This window comes from Burkholderia sp. RF4-BP95 (assembly GCF_001521985.1).
Classification (GTDB): Bacteria; Pseudomonadota; Gammaproteobacteria; order Burkholderiales; family Burkholderiaceae; genus Burkholderia; species Burkholderia diffusa.
The window spans coordinates 110,328-126,777 of record NZ_LOSX01000008.1 but is presented as its reverse complement, the minus strand read 5'-3'; the positions used below and the strand labels follow the sequence as shown (position 1 = coordinate 126,777).

Annotated in this window: 15 protein-coding genes; 5 read left to right on the top strand and 10 right to left on the bottom strand. The window is 69.6% G+C overall.

Annotated features, from left to right (window positions below):
- Positions 1-165: 165 nt before the first annotated feature.
- The gene (locus WS46_RS01065) at positions 166-1,086 is read right to left on the bottom strand and encodes a LysR family transcriptional regulator (RefSeq protein ID WP_059689062.1); all 921 of its coding nucleotides are present in this window, start codon (positions 1,084-1,086) and stop codon (positions 166-168) included.
- A gap of 79 nt (positions 1,087-1,165) precedes the next feature.
- Here WS46_RS01065 and WS46_RS01060 point away from each other — a divergent pair, with 79 nt between their 5' ends.
- On the top strand, positions 1,166-2,089 hold the full coding sequence (locus tag WS46_RS01060) for a carbon-nitrogen hydrolase family protein (protein WP_059689061.1): 924 nt from the start codon (positions 1,166-1,168) through the stop codon (positions 2,087-2,089).
- Between the two features lie 52 nt (positions 2,090-2,141).
- Here the strand turns inward: WS46_RS01060 and WS46_RS01055 are convergent, their stop codons facing one another.
- The 8 genes from WS46_RS01055 to WS46_RS01020 form a co-directional block, all read right to left on the bottom strand.
- Positions 2,142-2,828: a YafY family protein gene (locus WS46_RS01055; protein ID WP_059535356.1), complete on the bottom strand. Its 687-nt coding sequence runs from the start codon at positions 2,826-2,828 to the stop codon at positions 2,142-2,144.
- A 73-nt stretch (positions 2,829-2,901) separates the two neighbouring features.
- The gene (locus WS46_RS01050) at positions 2,902-3,318 is read right to left on the bottom strand and encodes a VOC family protein (RefSeq protein WP_059535358.1); all 417 of its coding nucleotides are present in this window, start codon (positions 3,316-3,318) and stop codon (positions 2,902-2,904) included.
- Between the two features lie 293 nt (positions 3,319-3,611).
- A complete protein-coding gene (locus WS46_RS01045; protein ID WP_059689060.1) occupies positions 3,612-4,910 on the bottom strand; it encodes a class I SAM-dependent RNA methyltransferase in 1,299 nt (432 codons plus the stop codon).
- A gap of 173 nt (positions 4,911-5,083) precedes the next feature.
- Positions 5,084-7,207, bottom strand: coding sequence for a site-specific recombinase (locus WS46_RS01040; protein WP_059689059.1), 2,124 nt, complete (start codon positions 7,205-7,207; stop codon positions 5,084-5,086).
- Between the two features lie 514 nt (positions 7,208-7,721).
- The gene (locus WS46_RS01035) at positions 7,722-8,468 is read right to left on the bottom strand and encodes a membrane integrity-associated transporter subunit PqiC (RefSeq protein ID WP_059689058.1); all 747 of its coding nucleotides are present in this window, start codon (positions 8,466-8,468) and stop codon (positions 7,722-7,724) included.
- Positions 8,468-10,084: an intermembrane transport protein PqiB gene (locus WS46_RS01030; protein ID WP_059535365.1), complete on the bottom strand. Its 1,617-nt coding sequence runs from the start codon at positions 10,082-10,084 to the stop codon at positions 8,468-8,470. Before WS46_RS01030 ends, WS46_RS01035 begins: the two co-directional genes overlap by 1 nt.
- A complete protein-coding gene (locus tag WS46_RS01025) occupies positions 10,077-10,706 on the bottom strand; it encodes a paraquat-inducible protein A (protein ID WP_059535367.1) in 630 nt (209 codons plus the stop codon). The genes WS46_RS01030 and WS46_RS01025 overlap by 8 nt, the downstream gene beginning before the upstream one ends.
- Positions 10,703-11,368 carry a paraquat-inducible protein A gene (locus tag WS46_RS01020; protein WP_059689057.1) on the bottom strand — a complete coding sequence of 222 codons (666 nt, stop codon included), beginning with the start codon at positions 11,366-11,368 and terminating at the stop codon, positions 10,703-10,705. Before WS46_RS01020 ends, WS46_RS01025 begins: the two co-directional genes overlap by 4 nt.
- Positions 11,369-11,627: 259 nt before the next feature.
- On the opposite strand from WS46_RS01020, the gene WS46_RS01015 reads away from it, so the two are divergent.
- The 4 genes from WS46_RS01015 to WS46_RS01000 all read left to right on the top strand — a co-directional run bounded on the left by WS46_RS01015 (position 11,628) and on the right by WS46_RS01000 (position 14,858).
- Positions 11,628-12,188, top strand: a complete 561-nt coding sequence (locus WS46_RS01015) for a cytochrome b (protein WP_059535370.1) — start codon at positions 11,628-11,630, stop codon at positions 12,186-12,188.
- Positions 12,189-12,196: 8 nt separating this feature from the next.
- Positions 12,197-12,757, top strand: a complete 561-nt coding sequence (locus tag WS46_RS01010; RefSeq protein ID WP_059535517.1) for a YceI family protein — start codon at positions 12,197-12,199, stop codon at positions 12,755-12,757.
- Positions 12,758-12,823: 66 nt separating this feature from the next.
- Entirely contained in the window at positions 12,824-13,405 is a 582-nt protein-coding gene (locus WS46_RS01005) for a YceI family protein (protein ID WP_059535372.1), read from the top strand.
- Positions 13,406-13,580: 175 nt separating this feature from the next.
- A complete protein-coding gene (locus WS46_RS01000) occupies positions 13,581-14,858 on the top strand; it encodes an MFS transporter (protein ID WP_059689056.1) in 1,278 nt (425 codons plus the stop codon).
- Positions 14,859-14,879: 21 nt separating this feature from the next.
- Here WS46_RS01000 and WS46_RS00995 read toward each other — a convergent pair whose 3' ends face one another.
- A complete protein-coding gene (locus tag WS46_RS00995) occupies positions 14,880-16,424 on the bottom strand; it encodes a S41 family peptidase (RefSeq protein WP_179949109.1) in 1,545 nt (514 codons plus the stop codon).
- Positions 16,425-16,450 lie beyond the last annotated feature (26 nt).

Below are 16,450 nucleotides of genomic sequence, written 5' to 3'. Positions count from 1 at the left end.
CCCGGACGCTGCCGGCCGTCAGGTTAGACGAATCCGACCCCGGTCGTTCTTGTGGCGGCAACGGGTCTGCCCGATCGCCGCGACGCGTTCCGGCAGCGCCGCCTGCCCAGGCTGGCGGCCAGCCAGGGCGGTCCGACCGTCACGCGCCGAATCGCGCCCCGTTTTTCACGGTGCGACGATGGTCGCGACGCAGGCGGCGATCGTATCCCGCACGCGCACGATCGCCGGATCGCGCTGCGTGCTTGTGCGCCAGCCGATTTCCACCGGGTAGCGCGGCAGCTCGACCGGGCACGCGAGCGCGCGCAGCGACGTCGCCTGCGCGATCGCGCGAGCCGCGTGCGCCGGAATCGTCGCCACCGCGTCGGAGCCGGCGAGCAGGTACGGCAGCGCCGCGAAATGCGTGGTCGACGCCGCGACGCGCCGTTTGTGGCCGAGCGCGGCCAGCGCTTCGTCGACGATCCCGATCACGCCGCCCGACGACACGAGCAGATGGTCGCGCTGCACGAAATCGGCGAGCGCGAGCGTGCTCGGCGCGTGCGCGCGGCCGGCCGGATCGATCAGGCACGCGTAGCCGCCCGTCGCGACCGCGCGCCGGCTCAGCCCGTTCGCCGAGAATCCGCCCGACGCGATCGCGAGATCGACGGCGTGCCGCAGCAGCGCGTCGCCCGCGATGCCGCTGTGCGTCTGCCGGAAGATCAGCCGGATGCCCGCGGCTTCGCGGGCGACCGCGTCGATCAGCGCGCGGCCGAGCGCGATCTCGAAGTCGTCCGACAGCCCGATCGAGATCGTACGGCCGACCCGCTCGCCGCCGTCGGCCGCGATCGCGAGGCTTGCGCGGCAGCGGTCGAGCGCGTCGGAGAGGATCGGCTTCAGTTCGTCCGCGCGCGGCGTCGGCGCGAGCCCGCGGCCGGTGCGCACGAACAGCGGATCGGCGTAGATCACGCGCAGCCGCGCGAGCGCCGCGCTCGCCGCCGATTGCGTGAGGCCGAGCCGCAGCGCCGCGCGGCTCGCGCCGCCTTCCTCGTACAGCGCCTCGAACACCTTCAGCAGATTCAGGTCGAGTGCGGCGATATCATCCATATTCATGTCAGTTATCGTTTTATCGATTTGATCGATGAAATGATATCGATAAAGATGGCGTCACCCACTCACCGGAGACGCCTTCATGTCCACCTCAGTCATCGCCGCGCTGCAGATCGGCGCATCGCCCGCCGGCACGCGCGCCACGCTCGACACGATCCTCGGCTACGAAGCCGCGATCCGCGACAGCGGCGCGTCGCTCGTCGTGCTGCCCGAGGCCGTGCTCGGCGGCTATCCGAAGGGCGAGATCTTCGGCACGCGGCTCGGCTACCGGCTGCCCGAGGGCCGCGACGCGTATGCGCGCTACGCCGCGCAGGCGATCGACGTGCCGGGGCCCGAAACGGACGAACTGGCCGCGCTGTCGCAGCGCACGGGCGCGAGCCTCGTGATCGGCGTGATCGAGCGGGGCGGCAGCACGCTTTACTGCTCGGCGCTGTTCTTCGATCCGCGCGACGGGCTCGTCGCGAAGCACCGCAAGCTGATGCCGACCGGCACCGAGCGGCTGATCTGGGGGCAGGGCGATGGCTCGACACTGCCGGTGATCGACACGGCCGCGGGCCGTGCGGGCGCCGCGATCTGCTGGGAGAACCACATGCCGCTGCTGCGCTGCGCGATGTATGCGAAAGGCGTGCAGATCTGGTGCGCGCCGACCGTCGACGAGCGCGACCTGTGGCAAAGCTCGATGCGGCACATCGCGCACGAAGGGCGCTGCTTCGTCGTGAGCGCGTGCCAGGTGCAGCCGTCGCCGCGCGTGCTCGGCATCGACGTGCCGGGCTGGGATCCCGAGCGGCCGCTGATCCGCGGCGGCAGCGTGATCGTCGGGCCGCTCGGCGACCTGCTGACGGAGCCGCTGATCGGCGAGGCCGGGCTGGTGACCGCGCGCATCGATACGGACGAGCTCGTGCGTGCGCGTTACGACTTCGACGTGGTCGGGCACTATGCGCGCCCCGACGTGTTTTCGCTGCACGTCGACGAGCGGCCGAAGCGGTCGGTCGTGTTCGGGGAATGACGGGCGTTGCCGGGGCGCGGACGCCCCGGCATGCGAATGGCGGCGGCGCGCGTCAGCGCATCGGCGCTTCCGCGATCCGCATGTAGTCGGCGATGCGCCGGCCTTCCATGTCCGGAAACTGCTCGTGCACGGTGATGTCGCCCATCCGCGCGATGTCGAAGGTGCGGAAGTCGTCGCGCAGCTCGCACCACGCGCCGATCGTCCAGCGTCCACCCCAATAGACGAGCCCGAGCGGCCACACGCGGCGCTTCGTGTGCGCGCCGAGCCGGTCGCGGTAGTCGAAGCTGACGATGTGGTGCGTGTCGACCGCCTGGTGGATCGCGTCGACTTTCGCGCAGAACGTCTCGTCGATGTGGAACGACGGCGCGAACACCGGCAGCCGATCGAGCGCGGTGCGCTTGTCGGCCGGCATCGCCGACGCGATCTTCGCGAGCGCCGAACGCGCGCCGCCCGCGAAGCGCGCGCCGCCCCAGGTTTCGAGCATCCGCGCGCCGGCCGCGAGCGCCGCGAGCTCCTCGGCCGTGAACGTGAGCGGCGGCAGGCTCGCGTTGCGGTTCAGCCGGTAGCCGATGCCGGCTTCGCCTTCGATCGGCACCCCTGACAGTTGCAGGTCGCGCACGTCGCGATAGACCGTGCGCGGCGATACCGACAGCCAGTCGGCGAGCTGCTGCGCGGTCGTGAGACGACGCCCGCGCAGCAGCTCGGCGATCTGGAACAGGCGGTCTGCACGGCGCGTCATGGCTGAACCTCGACTCCAACGGCTACGGGGACTTCGCGATGATAGCGCCGTGCCGGCCGGATCGTGGATGCGCTCAGTGGCATTTCGGTGCGTGCAGGCCGACGCGGTTGCCTTCGGTATCGATCAGGTAGCCGATGTAGCCGTAGTTGTTCGGCAGCTCGACGACCGAGCCCTGCACGACGCCGCCCGCGCGCTTCGCGCGTTCGAGCGCCGCGACGACCGATTCCCCGGCGTTCAGGTACACGAGCACGCCGTTCGCGCTCGGCTTCATCTGTTGCGGATCGAACACGATGCTGCCGCCCGTGCTCGACGCTTCGTGATCGAACACGGCCATCGGCACGCCGCCGATGACTTCGCGCTGCAGCGTCGTCTGCAGCACGGTTTCGTAGAAACGGATCGCCCGGTCGAAATCGAGGGACGGGATGTCGAACCACGCGATCGCGCGTTCCAGGGTTGCGGTTTCGGTTGCAGTTGCAGTTGCGGACGTCATGACGAGCTCCTTGTTGTTCGGGTTCTTGATGGAAACCAGCCTTGCATTGCGCCGGGATTGCAGTGTGATCGGGGGCTGCTGACAGCGTGCTGTCAGTAGTCGTGGCGGTGCTGACAAAAGGACGAACCTGACGGCCTGGGCGGGTAAGGGCGGTGCGGGAAGCGCATCGGCGCGCGGGTGGCGGGGCGGCACGCGGGGCGTCCGCCCGCGTGGGTGCGGCGGAAAGAAAAACGCCCGGCACAGGCCGGGCGTCGTGGGGTGTCAGCAGGCGGCCGCGGCGGCCGTCTCGCGTGTCAGGCGTCGCCTTCCGGCGCGGCCGGGCGTGCCTTCACGCTGCCGGCGATCAGGTCGAAGCGGAACAGCCGGCATTCGAGCGCGCCGTTGAACAGCGGCGTCTTCGCCGATTCGCGCAGGCGCAACTGGCCCGGCAGCGACCGGTCCGACGTCAGCAGGAACGCCTGCCAGCCCGTGAAGCGCTGCTTGAGCGCATCGCCCAGCGCGTTGAAGAATTCGCTGTCCGGCGCGTCGGTGTGCGTGCGGCGGAAGGCGTCGTCGTTGCCGCGGTTGCGGCCGGTCTCGCGCACCTCGCCGCGCGCGCTGCGGCCGCGTACCTCGATCCGCTCGCCGTACGGCGGGTTCGCGAGGATGATGCCCGGGCCGTCGCACGGCGGCGTCATCCCGCGCGCGTCGACCTGCTTGAGCCACACCGACGGCACGCCCGCGCGCTCGAGGTTCGCGCGCGCCTTCTCGAGCATGTCGCCCGAGATGTCGCTGCCGTACACGCCGAGCGAATCGCGCTTGCCGCGCGCCGCGCGCTTCGCGTCGAGCGCCGCGACCTTCAGGCCCTGCCATGCGGTGATGTCGTACTGCTTGAGCTTTTCGAAGCCGAACCGGCGCTCGACGCCCGGTGCGACGCCGAGCGCGATCTGCGCGGCTTCCGCGAGGAAGGTGCCGCTGCCGCACATCGGGTCGTACAGCGGCGTGCCGGGCGTCCAGCCCGTCAGGCGCAGGATGCCGGCCGCGAGGTTCTCGCGCAACGGCGCCGCGCCCTTGTCGAGGCGCCAGCCGCGCTTGAACAGCGGCTCGCCCGACGTATCGAGGTACAGCGTGCACTCGGTGGCCGTCAGGAACGCGAATACGCGCACGTCCGGCGCGCCGGTGTCGATGCTCGGGCGTGCGCCGGTCTTGTTGCGCATCCGGTCGCAGATCGCATCCTTCACGCGCAGCGTCGCGAATTCGAGGCTCTTCAGCGGCGACTTGATCGCGGTGATGTCGACGCGCAGCGTCTGCGTCGATGCGAACCAGCGTTCCCATGGCTGCTCGAGCGCGAGCGCATAGACGTCCTGCTCGGTGCGGTACGGGCGGTGCGCGATCTTCAGCAGGATCCGGCTCGCGATCCGCGAATGGAGGTTCGCGGCCATGCCGGCGGCCCAGCCGCCGCGGAAATGAACGCCGCCCGGCACCTGCGCGCCCGCGGTGAACGGCGCGCCGTCCAGATGTCGGCCGGCGATTTCGGCCAGCTCGGCGGCAAGCGCCGCTTCGAGGCCGCGCGGGCAGGGAGCGAAGAATTCGTACAGGGTGGGCGAGGACATAAGGCGGGTGAGGACGTGCAAAAGTCCACTATTGTACGCGGCGCGAGCGGCCGGAGCCGGCGTTGCATCCGATTCGGGGCGCCGGCGCCGGCGCGCCGGCGCGCCGGCCGTGACGGCGAGCCGGCGGGCCCGTGCGGTGGCGCCCGCCCGGATGGCCCGCCGCCGTCGAAGGATCAGTGCGAGCCCGGCTGGCCGGCACGCGCGGCCGGGGTGCCGGCCGGCCAGAACAGCGCGGACGGCTTCGACAGCACCGTGCGGACGATCGCGCCGACCAGCGCGCGCACCTTGGTGCGGCGCAGGCTGCGCGAGCGCACGGCCATCGTGAACGCGAGCGCGAAGCTCACGAGCACGTTGAGGATCGCCATGCTCAGGACGCCGGCGCAGGCCCACCACAGCTCGGGCGTGCCGAGCGCGCCCTTGCCGAGCACGCCGAGCGCGATCCCGATCGACCCGGCCGACAGCGTCACGTGGCGCACCTCGAACGGGAACAGGAACACGGTGACGATCGCCGGAACCAGGCCGAGCATCAGGCCGAGACCCACGTTGGCGACCACGCCCGCGACGTTCGAGCGACAGAAGTGCGCGAGTTTCGCGGCACCCGACGCACCGAGCGTGAGCCGCAGCCGTCGGTTGTACGTCAGCGCGTCGCCGACCCGATGCAGCACGAACCAGTTGTCGGCCCAGCCCGCGAGCAGGCTCGACGCCCACAGCAGCACGCCGGTCAGCGCCGCGTAGAGCGGCGTCGGGCCGAGCAGCGAGAACGAGTGCAGCGTCGCGTGCGCCTTCTCCGGCGAGATCAGGTTCGCGTGCATCAGGTTGCTCGAGAACAGCTGCACCAGCAGGCACACGGGCAGCACGACGAGCACGTTGCCGGAAATCGCCGCGGCCTGCGTGCGGATCAGCGCGATCACCGATGCCACGAACGCCTTCACGCCTGCCTCGTGACCGGTGTCGTCGAGCTCGCGCGCGAGCGTCGGCGCGGTCATCGCGGGTTGCTTGGTCGCGAGCGTGAAGTGCAGGAAGTGCATCAGCATGAAGCTCGCCGCGTAGTTGACGCCCGCGAGCAGCCCTTCGAGCATCGACTGCAGGTGCGCGCCGGTGATCGCGAACTTCACGCACACGGTCACGACGGTGACGAGCCCGCCGCCCGCGGCCATCCGCAGCATCTTCAGGTACTCGGCGCGGCCGCGCGAGATGTAGTGCTCGCCGGTGTCCGCGTTGGTCTCGACGAGCTTGCGCGCGAACAGCGAGAAGTTGCTGCGCACGAGGTGCGACACGCTCTGGCTGTTCTGGTTCGCGTCGACGAGCTCGGCCGTCAGGCGCGCCATCCCGCGCAGGTCGTCGCGTGCCATCCACGCGTTGAGCAGCATTTCCGCGCGCAGGATGCGCATGCGCATGCGTTCGACCTGGAACACGATGTCGACCGACACGCCGTTGCGGTACAGGTGCGCGAACACGTCGTCGACGGCGATCCGGCATTCGTCGAGCAGCACGCGCAGGTAGTTCACCTCGTGCAGCAGCTTGCTCGGGTCGCCGCCGTCCTCGACGGCCGCGTGCGCGGTCTCGACCGCGAGCATCGCGCGCGTGAGCCGATAGAACGGCTGCGTTTCGAGCGGCTTGCGTGCGTCGTCGTCGGACAGGCGGTTGCGCACCGTCTGCGACAGGCCGGTCGAGCTGATCTGGCAGGTCAGGTTGTGCAGCGCGGCGAGCAGGTCGCGCGAGAACGAGCCGGGCTCGTGGCGCTCTTCGTCGGTGACGTCGAACGAGATCAGCTCGGCGAGGCGCGCGAGCAGGTCGTCGGGCAGCGCTTCGATCCATTGCACGTCTTCGGGCGTCGGGAACATCAGCGTGAACAGCGCCGTCAGTTCGCGGCGGTTCGGCGCGGGCGGGATCAGCGACGTGTCGATGCGCTCGAACAGCGCGCCGAAGAAACCGGAATGCACGGGCATCCCCGCGTCGCACAGCAGCGAGATGCCGTCGCATTCGCGCAGGATCCCGCGCAAGATGCGTGCGGCGTGCGATTTCCATGCCGGATTGCGGTCGAGCACGTGGAACAGGTAGCGCAGCCGCGCGTGCGCCGGATACGCGCGGGCGTCGGCGTCGCGTTCGGCCGGCGCGTCGTGCGCGACCTGCATCGCGCCGTTGCGGCGCAGCCAGTGCGCGAGCTCGATCAGCCATTCGCTGCGCTCGGCGTACGGCGCGTCCGCGTCGGCATGCGCGAGCAGCGCGTCGAGCTGGTGGCCCGCATTGCGCGACGCGCGCCACTTCTTGATCAGGGTCGTCAGGGAACGAAACATAAACGGAATAGCGAAAGCCCTGGACGGGCGGGTTCGGGATGCCGGCCGGAACACGGCGCGGCGCCGGGGAGAACGGTGAGGCTGGCCGGGTGGCCGGACGACGCGCGGCGACCCGCGATGCGGCTGCCCCGGTGCGGTGCACGCGGACACGCATGCGCGCCCCGGGAGACGCGGCGATCGGACCGGACACGACGGGCGGATCGCCGCCGGCGGGCGCGCACGACGAGCGGCGCGAGCCGGAAAGTGCGTAGGATCGTCAATCGGGCGCGAAAACGCAAGCCGACCGTGTTGCGTGGTGCCGGTTCCGGCGGATTTTGACAAACAGTGCAAACCCGCCGTCCGGCCGATGGATGCCGGGCAGCGTCGGCCGAAGCGGCAAGGGCGGCGAGGGCGGCAGGTTCGCGTGCGCGGTTGCGTGCGCACGCGGATCGATGCCGGCGACGTCTATCGGGCGGCGCGTGCCGAGCGCAGGCGCACCGCGCGCATGCGTCGGACGCCGGCCCGCGCGTCGCGCTTACGCGCCGGACTTGCCGGTCGCGCCCGCGTCGTCGCCGGGTGTCGGACCGGCCGGGCAGGGTACGGCGGGCACCGCGGGCGCGGCGGCCGTTGCCTTGCCGGATGCGGTCGTCGAGGTGACCGACGCAGCCGCGGCGCCGCGCCGCGCGGCCATCGCGCGCACGCCGGACGCGGCCTGCGATGCGATCACGTCGAGCGCGCGCCGGTGGCCCGCGACGAGCGCGTCGTAGCCGTCGGCGACCGGCTCCGCGACGCTCGTGCGACACGTCATCACGGCCTGCGTGCCGAGCGCGCGCACGCTCCACACCGCATCGATCGCCGCGCGTTTGCCGGGCCACGACTCGAAGCGCTGCACGTTCACGCTGATCCGATAGACGGGCACGCCGGCCGGATACGCGGAATTCGCGACGTCGATCGTGCCGAGCTGCGCGGCGAGGTCGTCGGACAATGCGCGGCGGATTTCGTCGGCGGGCGGCGCGGCCCAGCGCTCCTGCTCGAGCACGTCGACCTGCGCGGCGTTCTTCTGCACGACGAGCTGGTTCTTCGCGACCTGCTCGGGCACGCCGACGGACGGCACCTCGATCAGGAACGACGGGTTGGCGGGCGCGGTGCGTACGGGCGCGGCGGCGTCGGCCGGGCTCAGCGTATAGAACCGCGCGGGCGGCGAGCTGCACGCGGCGAGCGCGAGCGCGGCGAAGACTGCCGCCGCGCCGCTCGCGAGGATGTTCACGCGTGTCGTCGTCATTATTGATCTCCTGGCTTGCCCTTGAGCAGCGATTCGGGATGGCGCTCCAGATAGTCGGCGAGCGCGTTCAGCGATTGCAGCGTGCGCGTGAGTTCCTTCAGCGCGCCGCGCACGTCGGACTGCAGCGGCGAATCCTGCTGCAGCGTCGCCTCGGCGGTCGAGAAGGTCTGCTTCGCGGCCGACAGCGTGTCGCGCGCTTCCGGCGCGACCTGCGTGTCGAGCTGCTTGAACAGCTTGTCGGCGTTCGACAGCGCGCTGTTCAGGTTCGCGCCGATCTGGTCGAACGGCACCTTGTCGAGCTTCTTCGCGATATCGGCGACCTGCAGTTGCAGTTCGTCGAGCGTGTTCGGCACGGTCGGCAGCTCGAGCGGCTGACGTGCCGCGTCGATCTTCACGACCGGCGCCTTCGGGAAGAAGTCGAGCGCGACGTACAGCTGGCTCGTCAGCAGGTTGCCGGTGCGCAGCTGGCCGCGCAGCCCGTGCCTGACGAGGCGCTCGACGATCTCGCGGCGGCCCGCTTCGCCCTTGCTCTCGATCGTTTCGCGGAAGCGCGGGCCGAGCCGCTCCGGATACACGTTCATCGTCACCGGCATCAGGAAGTTCTTGGTCTTCGGATCGAAGTCGATGCCGATGTTCGTCACTTCGCCGAGCACGATGCCGCGGAAGTCGACCGGCGCGCCGACCGCGAGCCCGCGCAGCGACTGGTTGAAGTTCATCACGACCTGCAGCGGCTGGCCGTCCGGATCGCGCATCGCGTCCGTCTCGTCGGAGCCGAGGCGGAAGGTCGTGTTGTTCGGCGCCGTCGCGCCGCTGTCCTGGTTCGGCGGCGTCTGGAACGCGATGCCGCCGAGGATCACCGTCGCGAGCGACTGCGTGTTCAGCTTCAGGCCGCTCGAATCGAGCCGCAGATCGACGCCGCTCGCCTGCCACCAGCGCGAGTTCACGCCGACGTACTGGTCGTACGGCGCATTGACGAACACGTTGAACGTGACGCCCGTGCCGTCCTTGTCGAGCGAGAAGCCGACCACCTGGCCGACCGGCACGCGGCGGTAGTAGACCGGCGAGCCGATGTCGACCGAGCCGAGCGAATCGCCGCGCAGCACGTACTGCGTGCCCTTCTGGTCGCCGGTCACGGCCGGCGGTGTCTCGAGGCCGGTGAAGTCGGTCTGCGTGTCCTGCCCGTGGCCGGCATCGACGCCGATGTACGCACCCGACAGCAGCGTGCCGAGGCCCGACACGCCGGTCGCGCCGACGCGCGGACGCACGATCCAGAAGCGCGAGCCCTTGACCGCGAAGTCCTCGGCCTCCTTCTTCAGCTGCACCTGGACGAGCACGCGCGACAGGTCCTTCGACAGCTTGATCGTCTTGACCATGCCGATCTCGACGTCCTTGTACTTGACCTGCGTCTTGCCCGGCTCGAGCCCTTCCGCGCTGTGGAAGCTGATCGAGACTTCCGGGCCGCGCTCGCGCACGGACTTGATCACGAGGCCGATACCGATCAGCGCGGCGATCAGCGGCACGAGCCAGACGAGCGACGGCAGCCAGCCGCTTTTCGTCGAGATCGCCGGATCGGGCGGCCGGGACGCGTCTTGCTGCGGGCCTTGCGGACTATTCATGGTGTTTCCCTGAGGTTTCGACTGGATCCCAGATCAGGCGGGGATCGAACTGCATCGACGCGAGCATCGTCAGGATCACGACCGAGCCGAACGCGAGCGCGCCGGGTCCGGCCGTGATGACGGCGAGCGAACGGAAATGGACGAGCGCGACGGTGAGCGTCACGACGAAGATGTCGAGCATCGACCAGCGGCCGATCCGCTCGACGATCCGGTACAGGCGCGTGCGCTGCAGCGGCCGCCACACGGTGCGCCGCTGCGCGGTGCCGACGAGGAGCGTCAGCACGCCGAGCTTGAGCATCGGCACGAGGATGCTGGCGACGAACACGACGACCGCGAGCGGCCAGTCGCCGGACGTCCAGAAATAGATGACGCCGCTCATGATCGTGTCCTCCTGCGAGCCGACGATCGACGACGTGCGCATGATCGGCAGCAGGTTCGCCGGAATATAGAGGATCGCGGCCGCGATCAGCAGTGCCCACGTGCGCATGATGCTGTTCGGCGTGCGGAAATGAAGCGTGCTGCCGCAGCGCGCGCAATGCGCGTGCGGACGGTCGATCGTCTGCACGAGCCCGCATGCGTGGCAGCTGGCGTAGCCCTCGCGGGCGGCGGTCGGCATCGTCATTGGCGGGGCGCTTGCGGCGGCGGAGCGGTGCCGTCGGACGAGGCGGGCGAGCGCCCGGCGCGCAGGTCGTCGGCGATGTCCCACAGCGTGCGTGGGTCGAACATCAGCACGACGGCGGTCATCAGCGTGAGCGCGCCGAACGCGAACAGCGCGGCGTCGGGCACGACGCGCGCGAGGCTCACCATCTTCACGATCGTCACGACGATCCCGAGCATGAACACCTCGATCATCCCCCACGGCCGCACGAGCTGGATCGTGCGCAGCACGAAGTTGAGGCCCGGCGGCACGACGCCACGCCGGATCGGCAGCAGCACGTAAAGCAGCGCGGCCATCTCGACGAGCGGGAACAGCACGGTCGAGCAGAACACCATCACGCCGACGGCCTCCATGCCCTGATGCCACAGCGCGTCGATCGCGCCGATCAGCGTCGTCTGCACGCGGGTGCCGTTGAGGTCCATTTCGAGGATCGGGAACGCCTGCGCGATGACGAACGTGACGAGCGCCGCGACCGCAAGCGCGCTGATGCGCTCGATCTGCGTGGTGCTGTTGCGATAGAGCAGCGCGTCGCAGCGCGGGCAGCGCGCGATTTCGCGACCGCTCAGGCGCGGTTTATGCAACAGTGCGTCGCATTCGTGGCAGGCAATCAGGTCGTGTCGTTGCATGGAAAAGGCGGTGGTGCGACGGGCGGGGGAACGCGTCGACGGGGCCGGAACCCGCGCCAATCTTACCAAAACGGCTTTTTCGGCGTGTCAACGCCCGGTTGCCGGGTGACCGGGCGGTAACATGGCGCAAACCTGACAGCGGGCTGGCGCGCCTGTCCTCAGAGTCCGCGCGTGACAAAAGGTTGCGGTAGCATGGCGGCCTTGACAAGCGTCGGACGAATTTACCGGCGCAGCCGTTCGCTCAACTGAGGAATCCATGATGGCATCGAAATCGCCGCCGGCGGCGCCGGCACGCTACGCGCACACCGCGATCGCGCTGCACTGGCTGATCGCGCTGCTGATCGTCTGCGGCTTCGCACTCGGCTGGGTGATGACCGACATCCCCGGCTTCACGCCGACGAAGCTCAAGTACTTCTCGTGGCACAAGTGGATCGGCGTGACGGTGTTCGCGCTGGCCGTCGTGCGCGTGCTGTGGCGCGCGACCCACGTGCCGCCGCCGCTGCCGGGCGGCACGCCGGCGTGGCAGCGTGCGGTGTCGCACGGCGTGCACATGCTGCTGTACGCGCTGATGATCGTGATTCCGGTGACGGGCTACCTGTACAGCTCCGCGTCGAACATCCCGGTCGTCTATCTCGGCATCGTGCCGCTGCCGCGCCTGATCGATCCCGATCCTGCGCTGAAGGAAACCTTCAAGACGCTGCACGTGTCTTTGAATTACATTCTGCTTGCGCTCGTCGCCATGCACGTGCTCGCGGCGTTCAAGCACCAGTTGTTGGACCGCGACGGCCTGCTGTCGCGGATGCTTCCCTCCGCCAAATGAAGGATCCCATGAAAGTGTCTTTCTCCCGCTCCATGCTGACCGCGTTCGCCGCGGTGTCACTTGTCGCGTCGGCCGCGGCGCACGCCGACGTCGATCTCGCGAAGAGCAAGGTGTCCGCCGTGTCGAAGCAGATGAACGTGCCGACCGAAGGCGCATTCAAGAAGTTCTCCGCGCAGGTGAAGTTCGACCCGGCCAAGGCCGCGCAGGGCAGCGCGCAAATGACGATCGACATCGCGAGCTTCGACCTCGGCGACAAGATGTACAACGACCAGGTCGCGGGCAAGGACTGGTTCGACGCGAAGGCGTATCCGCAGGCGACCTTCGCGTCGTCGGCGATCGCGCCGGCGGGCGGCAACAAGTACAACGTGACCGGCAAGCTGACGATCAAGGGCAAGTCCGAGACCGTCACGGTGCCCGTCACGGTCACGCAGAGCGGCGCGACGCAGACCTTCGACGGCGTGCTGCCGATCAAGCGTTCGGCGTTCAACGTCGGCACCGGCGAGTGGAAGGACACGTCGATCGTCGCCGATGAAGTGCAGATCAAGTTCCATCTCGTCGCCACGAAGTAAGCGGCGGGCTGTCGCATCACCCCGAATGCCGCGCGAGGGCGCGGCGCTGTTCCAAGGAGAAATCGTTTGAAAAAGCATCTGATCATCGCCGCGGGCGCGCTGGCCGCTTCGCTGTCGTTCTCGGCATTCGCCGACAGCGCGACGTACCAGTTCGACCCGAGCCATACGTACCCGAGCTTCGAGGCCGACCACTTCGGCGGCCTGTCGGTCTGGCGCGGCAAGTTCGACAAGTCGAGCGGCACCGTGACGCTCGACCGCGCGGCGAAGACCGGTACGGTCGACGTGACGACCGACATCGCGTCGATCCACACGGGCAGCGCGAAGCTCGACGAGCACCTGCAGACGGCCGAGTTCTTCGACGTCTCCAAGTTCCCGCAGGCGAACTACAAGGGCGCCATCAAGTTCGACGGCGACAAGCCGGTGTCGGTGGTCGGTAACCTGACGCTGCACGGCGTCACGAAGCCGGTCACGCTGAAGATCGATTCGTTCAAGTGCATGCCGCATCCGATGCTCAAGCGCGAAGTGTGCGGCGTCGACGCGGTCGGCGAATTCAGCCGCGACGATTTCGGCCTCGACTACGGCAAGCAGTACGGCTTCAAGATGAAGACGAAGCTGCTGATCACGGCCGAAGCCGTCAAGCAGCAGTAACGCGCCCGACCGGGCCGGCCGCCGCGTCACGCCGCCGGCCCGTCGCGAGCCAGCCGCCGCGCTCCCGTTTTCAGGGGGCGCGGCGGTTTTTTTTGCGCGCCTATAATCGTCGGCGCAGCTCGCGGCGCGAGAACCGGCGCGCCGGATACAACGTACAACGACAAGGAGATCGCCGATGCACGCCGTCACGCTGTCCAGCTCCATTGCCTCGTCGCCGCGCGTATGGCGCGCGGTGGTCGCCGCGTCGATCGGCAACGCGCTCGAGTGGTTCGACCTCGTCGTCTACGGCTTCTTCGCGGTGACGATCTCGAAGCTGTTCTTCCCGGCCGGCAACGACACCGTGTCGCTGCTGCTCACGCTCGGCACGTTCGGCGTGTCGTTCTTCATGCGCCCGCTCGGCGCGATCGTGCTCGGCGCATACGCCGACCGCGCGGGCCGCAAGGCCGCGCTCACGCTGTCGATCCTGTTGATGATGGCCGGCACGCTGGTGATCGCGGTGCTGCCGACCTACCAGACGATCGGCGTTGCCGCGCCGCTGATCCTCGTCGCCGCGCGGCTGATGCAGGGTTTCTCGGCCGGCGGCGAATTCGGCAGCGCGACCGCGTTCCTGGCCGAGCACGTGCCGGGCCGGCGCGGCTTCTTCGCAAGCTGGCAGGTCGCGAGCCAGGGGCTCACGACGCTGCTCGCCGCCGGCTTCGGCACCGTGCTGAACGCACAGCTCACGGCCGACCAGATGGCCGCGTGGGGCTGGCGCATCCCGTTCTTCTTCGGGCTGCTGCTCGGGCCCGTCGCGTACTACATCCGCTCGAAGGTCGACGAGACGCCCGAATTCCTCGCCGCCGAAAGCACCGCGAGCCCGCTGCGCGACACGTTCGCGTCGCACAAGGCACGGCTCGTCGCCGCGATGGGCGTGGTGGTGCTCGGCACCGTCGCGACCTATCTCGTGCTGTTCATGCCGACCTACGGCGTGAAGCAGCTCGGCCTTGCGCCGTCGGCCGCGTTCGCCGCGATCCTCGTCGTCGGCGTGATCCAGATGGCGTTCGCGCCGCTCGTCGGCCACTGGTCGGATCGGTACGGACGCGTGCGCGTGATGCTCGCGCCGGCCGTCGGCATCCTCGTGCTGATCTATCCGGCGTTCGCGTATCTGGTCGCGCATCCGGGCTTCGGCACGCTGATCGCGCTGCAGGTGCTGCTCGCGTTCCTGATGACCGGTTACTTTGCGGCGCTGCCGGGGCTGCTGTCCGAAGTGTTTCCGGTGCAGACGCGCACGACCGGGATGTCGCTTGCGTATAACGTCGCGGTGACGATCTTCGGCGGCTTCGGGCCGTTCATCATCGCGTGGCTGATCCGCGCGACCGGGATGAAGACCGCGCCGAGCTTCTACCTGATGTTCGCGGCCGTGCTGAGCCTCGTGGCGCTGGTCGTGCTGCGCCGGCGGTTCGGCTTCCGGTGACGCGGGGCGTGCGGCGGCGCGTCAGTCGCTGACGCGCTCGCATACCGGCTGCGCCGGCATCAGTTGCGCGGGCGCGGCGACGGTCCGCACCGGCCGGCCGGCGAGCGCGTCAAGCGCCTGCCGGAGCTGCCAGTCGGCATCGGTGCCGAATTCCCGCTGCGGCAGCGCCGCGCTCTTCGACGTATCGATTTTCTCGCGCACGCGCGCTTCGCGCAGCGTTTGCCGTGCCTTGCGGACCTGCGCGAACGGATCGGGCGCCAGCCGGTCCGCATACGGCGCGCGGGCGAGATCGACTTCGCGGTACCAGAGCAGCACGCCGTCGACGTCCGAGTCGCGGCGCGGCGGCACGAGCCAGTCCGGCACGACGCCATAGCCGTCCATTGGGCAGCCGTTCGGCCGCAGGTTGCGCGCGAACGTGAAATTGACGCGCGTGCCGTCGATCAGGTCGACGCCGGTCTGCGCGAGCCCCTTTCCGTAGGTCGGCATCCCGAGCAGCCGCGCGCGGCCGAGATCCTTCAGTGCCGCCGCGGTCGCTTCGGCGGCCGACGCGCTCTGTCCGTCGACGAGCACGACGAGCGGCACGGTGCGCCACCAGTCGTCCGCCTGCAGCGGCGCGAGCGGATCCTGGCCGTGCATGACCGGCAGTTCGTAGTCGGGCCAGTTGGTCGTGAAGCGGCGGCGCTTCGTGCCGTCGCGCTCGAGCGTCATCATCGCGGTGCGGTCGCGCCCGGCGAACAGCGCGGTGATGCCGATCGCCGCATTCAATGCGCCGCCGCCGTTGATGCGCAGGTCGAGGATCACGCCTTTCACCGGCGGCCCCGCGCGGCGCGCGGCCTGCACCGCGTCGATATAGTTGCCGACCGCCGGCTCCGGGAAGCTCGACAGCCGCGTGTATAGGATGTCGCCGGCGAGCCGCCTTGCGGTCGCCGGGTGCGGCCGGACGATCGCGCGGACCGGCGCGAAGGTCAGCGTCGCAGGGTTCGGACCACGCCGGACCGTGAGCTTCAGCGGCACGCCCGCGTCGCCCTTCGCGAGTTTCACGACCTCGCTGCTGTCGATGCCGACGACGCTCCGGTCGTTCATCGCGACGACGAGATCGTCGGGCCGCACGCCGGCCTGTTCGGCGGGCGCGTCCGGGATCACGTCGATGATGTGCAGCCCGTCGGGCCGCGTCTCGAACACGATGCCGATGCCCGGCGTGCCGTCGCGTGCGCGGCGCTCGTCGTCGCGCCGTTCCTGCTCTTCCTTTGCGTTGAGGAAGCGCGCATACGGCAGCGTCTTGATGCCGTCGTGCACGGTGGCGTCGAGCAACGCGCCGATGTCGACGTCGGTCAGGTGCTGCTTCTTCAGCACTTCGACCGCGGCCTTCAGTTCGCAGAGCTGCGGTTCCCAGTCGGGCGGGCAGGGTGACGGTTGTGACGCCGCCGCCGCAGCAGCAGCGGCGGCGTGCGGGGCGGACGCGGATTGCGCGCGGGCGGCCGATGCGCATGCAACGAACGCAGCCGCGGCGGCGGCACCGGTGCTCCAGGCGACGATGCGATGAAGGACACGCGAGGCAGGCATCATGAGGGACCGCGGCTTCGACGGGTGGC

Bases quoted from the DNA above. Each gene is read 5' to 3' on its own strand.
- WS46_RS01065 (WP_059689062.1), bottom strand. From the start codon at position 1,086: ATGAATATGGATGATATCGCCGCACTCGACCTGAATCTGCTGAAGGTG.
- WS46_RS01060 (WP_059689061.1), top strand. From the start codon at position 1,166: ATGTCCACCTCAGTCATCGCCGCGCTGCAGATCGGCGCATCGCCCGCC.
- WS46_RS01055 (WP_059535356.1), bottom strand. From the start codon at position 2,828: ATGACGCGCCGTGCAGACCGCCTGTTCCAGATCGCCGAGCTGCTGCGC.
- WS46_RS01050 (WP_059535358.1), bottom strand. From the start codon at position 3,318: ATGACGTCCGCAACTGCAACTGCAACCGAAACCGCAACCCTGGAACGC.
- WS46_RS01045 (WP_059689060.1), bottom strand. From the start codon at position 4,910: ATGTCCTCGCCCACCCTGTACGAATTCTTCGCTCCCTGCCCGCGCGGC.
- WS46_RS01040 (WP_059689059.1), bottom strand. From the start codon at position 7,207: ATGTTTCGTTCCCTGACGACCCTGATCAAGAAGTGGCGCGCGTCGCGC.
- WS46_RS01035 (WP_059689058.1), bottom strand. From the start codon at position 8,468: ATGACGACGACACGCGTGAACATCCTCGCGAGCGGCGCGGCGGCAGTC.
- WS46_RS01030 (WP_059535365.1), bottom strand. From the start codon at position 10,084: ATGAATAGTCCGCAAGGCCCGCAGCAAGACGCGTCCCGGCCGCCCGAT.
- WS46_RS01025 (WP_059535367.1), bottom strand. From the start codon at position 10,706: ATGACGATGCCGACCGCCGCCCGCGAGGGCTACGCCAGCTGCCACGCA.
- WS46_RS01020 (WP_059689057.1), bottom strand. From the start codon at position 11,368: ATGCAACGACACGACCTGATTGCCTGCCACGAATGCGACGCACTGTTG.
- WS46_RS01015 (WP_059535370.1), top strand. From the start codon at position 11,628: ATGGCATCGAAATCGCCGCCGGCGGCGCCGGCACGCTACGCGCACACC.
- WS46_RS01010 (WP_059535517.1), top strand. From the start codon at position 12,197: ATGAAAGTGTCTTTCTCCCGCTCCATGCTGACCGCGTTCGCCGCGGTG.
- WS46_RS01000 (WP_059689056.1), top strand. From the start codon at position 13,581: ATGCACGCCGTCACGCTGTCCAGCTCCATTGCCTCGTCGCCGCGCGTA.
- WS46_RS00995 (WP_179949109.1), bottom strand. From the start codon at position 16,424: ATGATGCCTGCCTCGCGTGTCCTTCATCGCATCGTCGCCTGGAGCACC.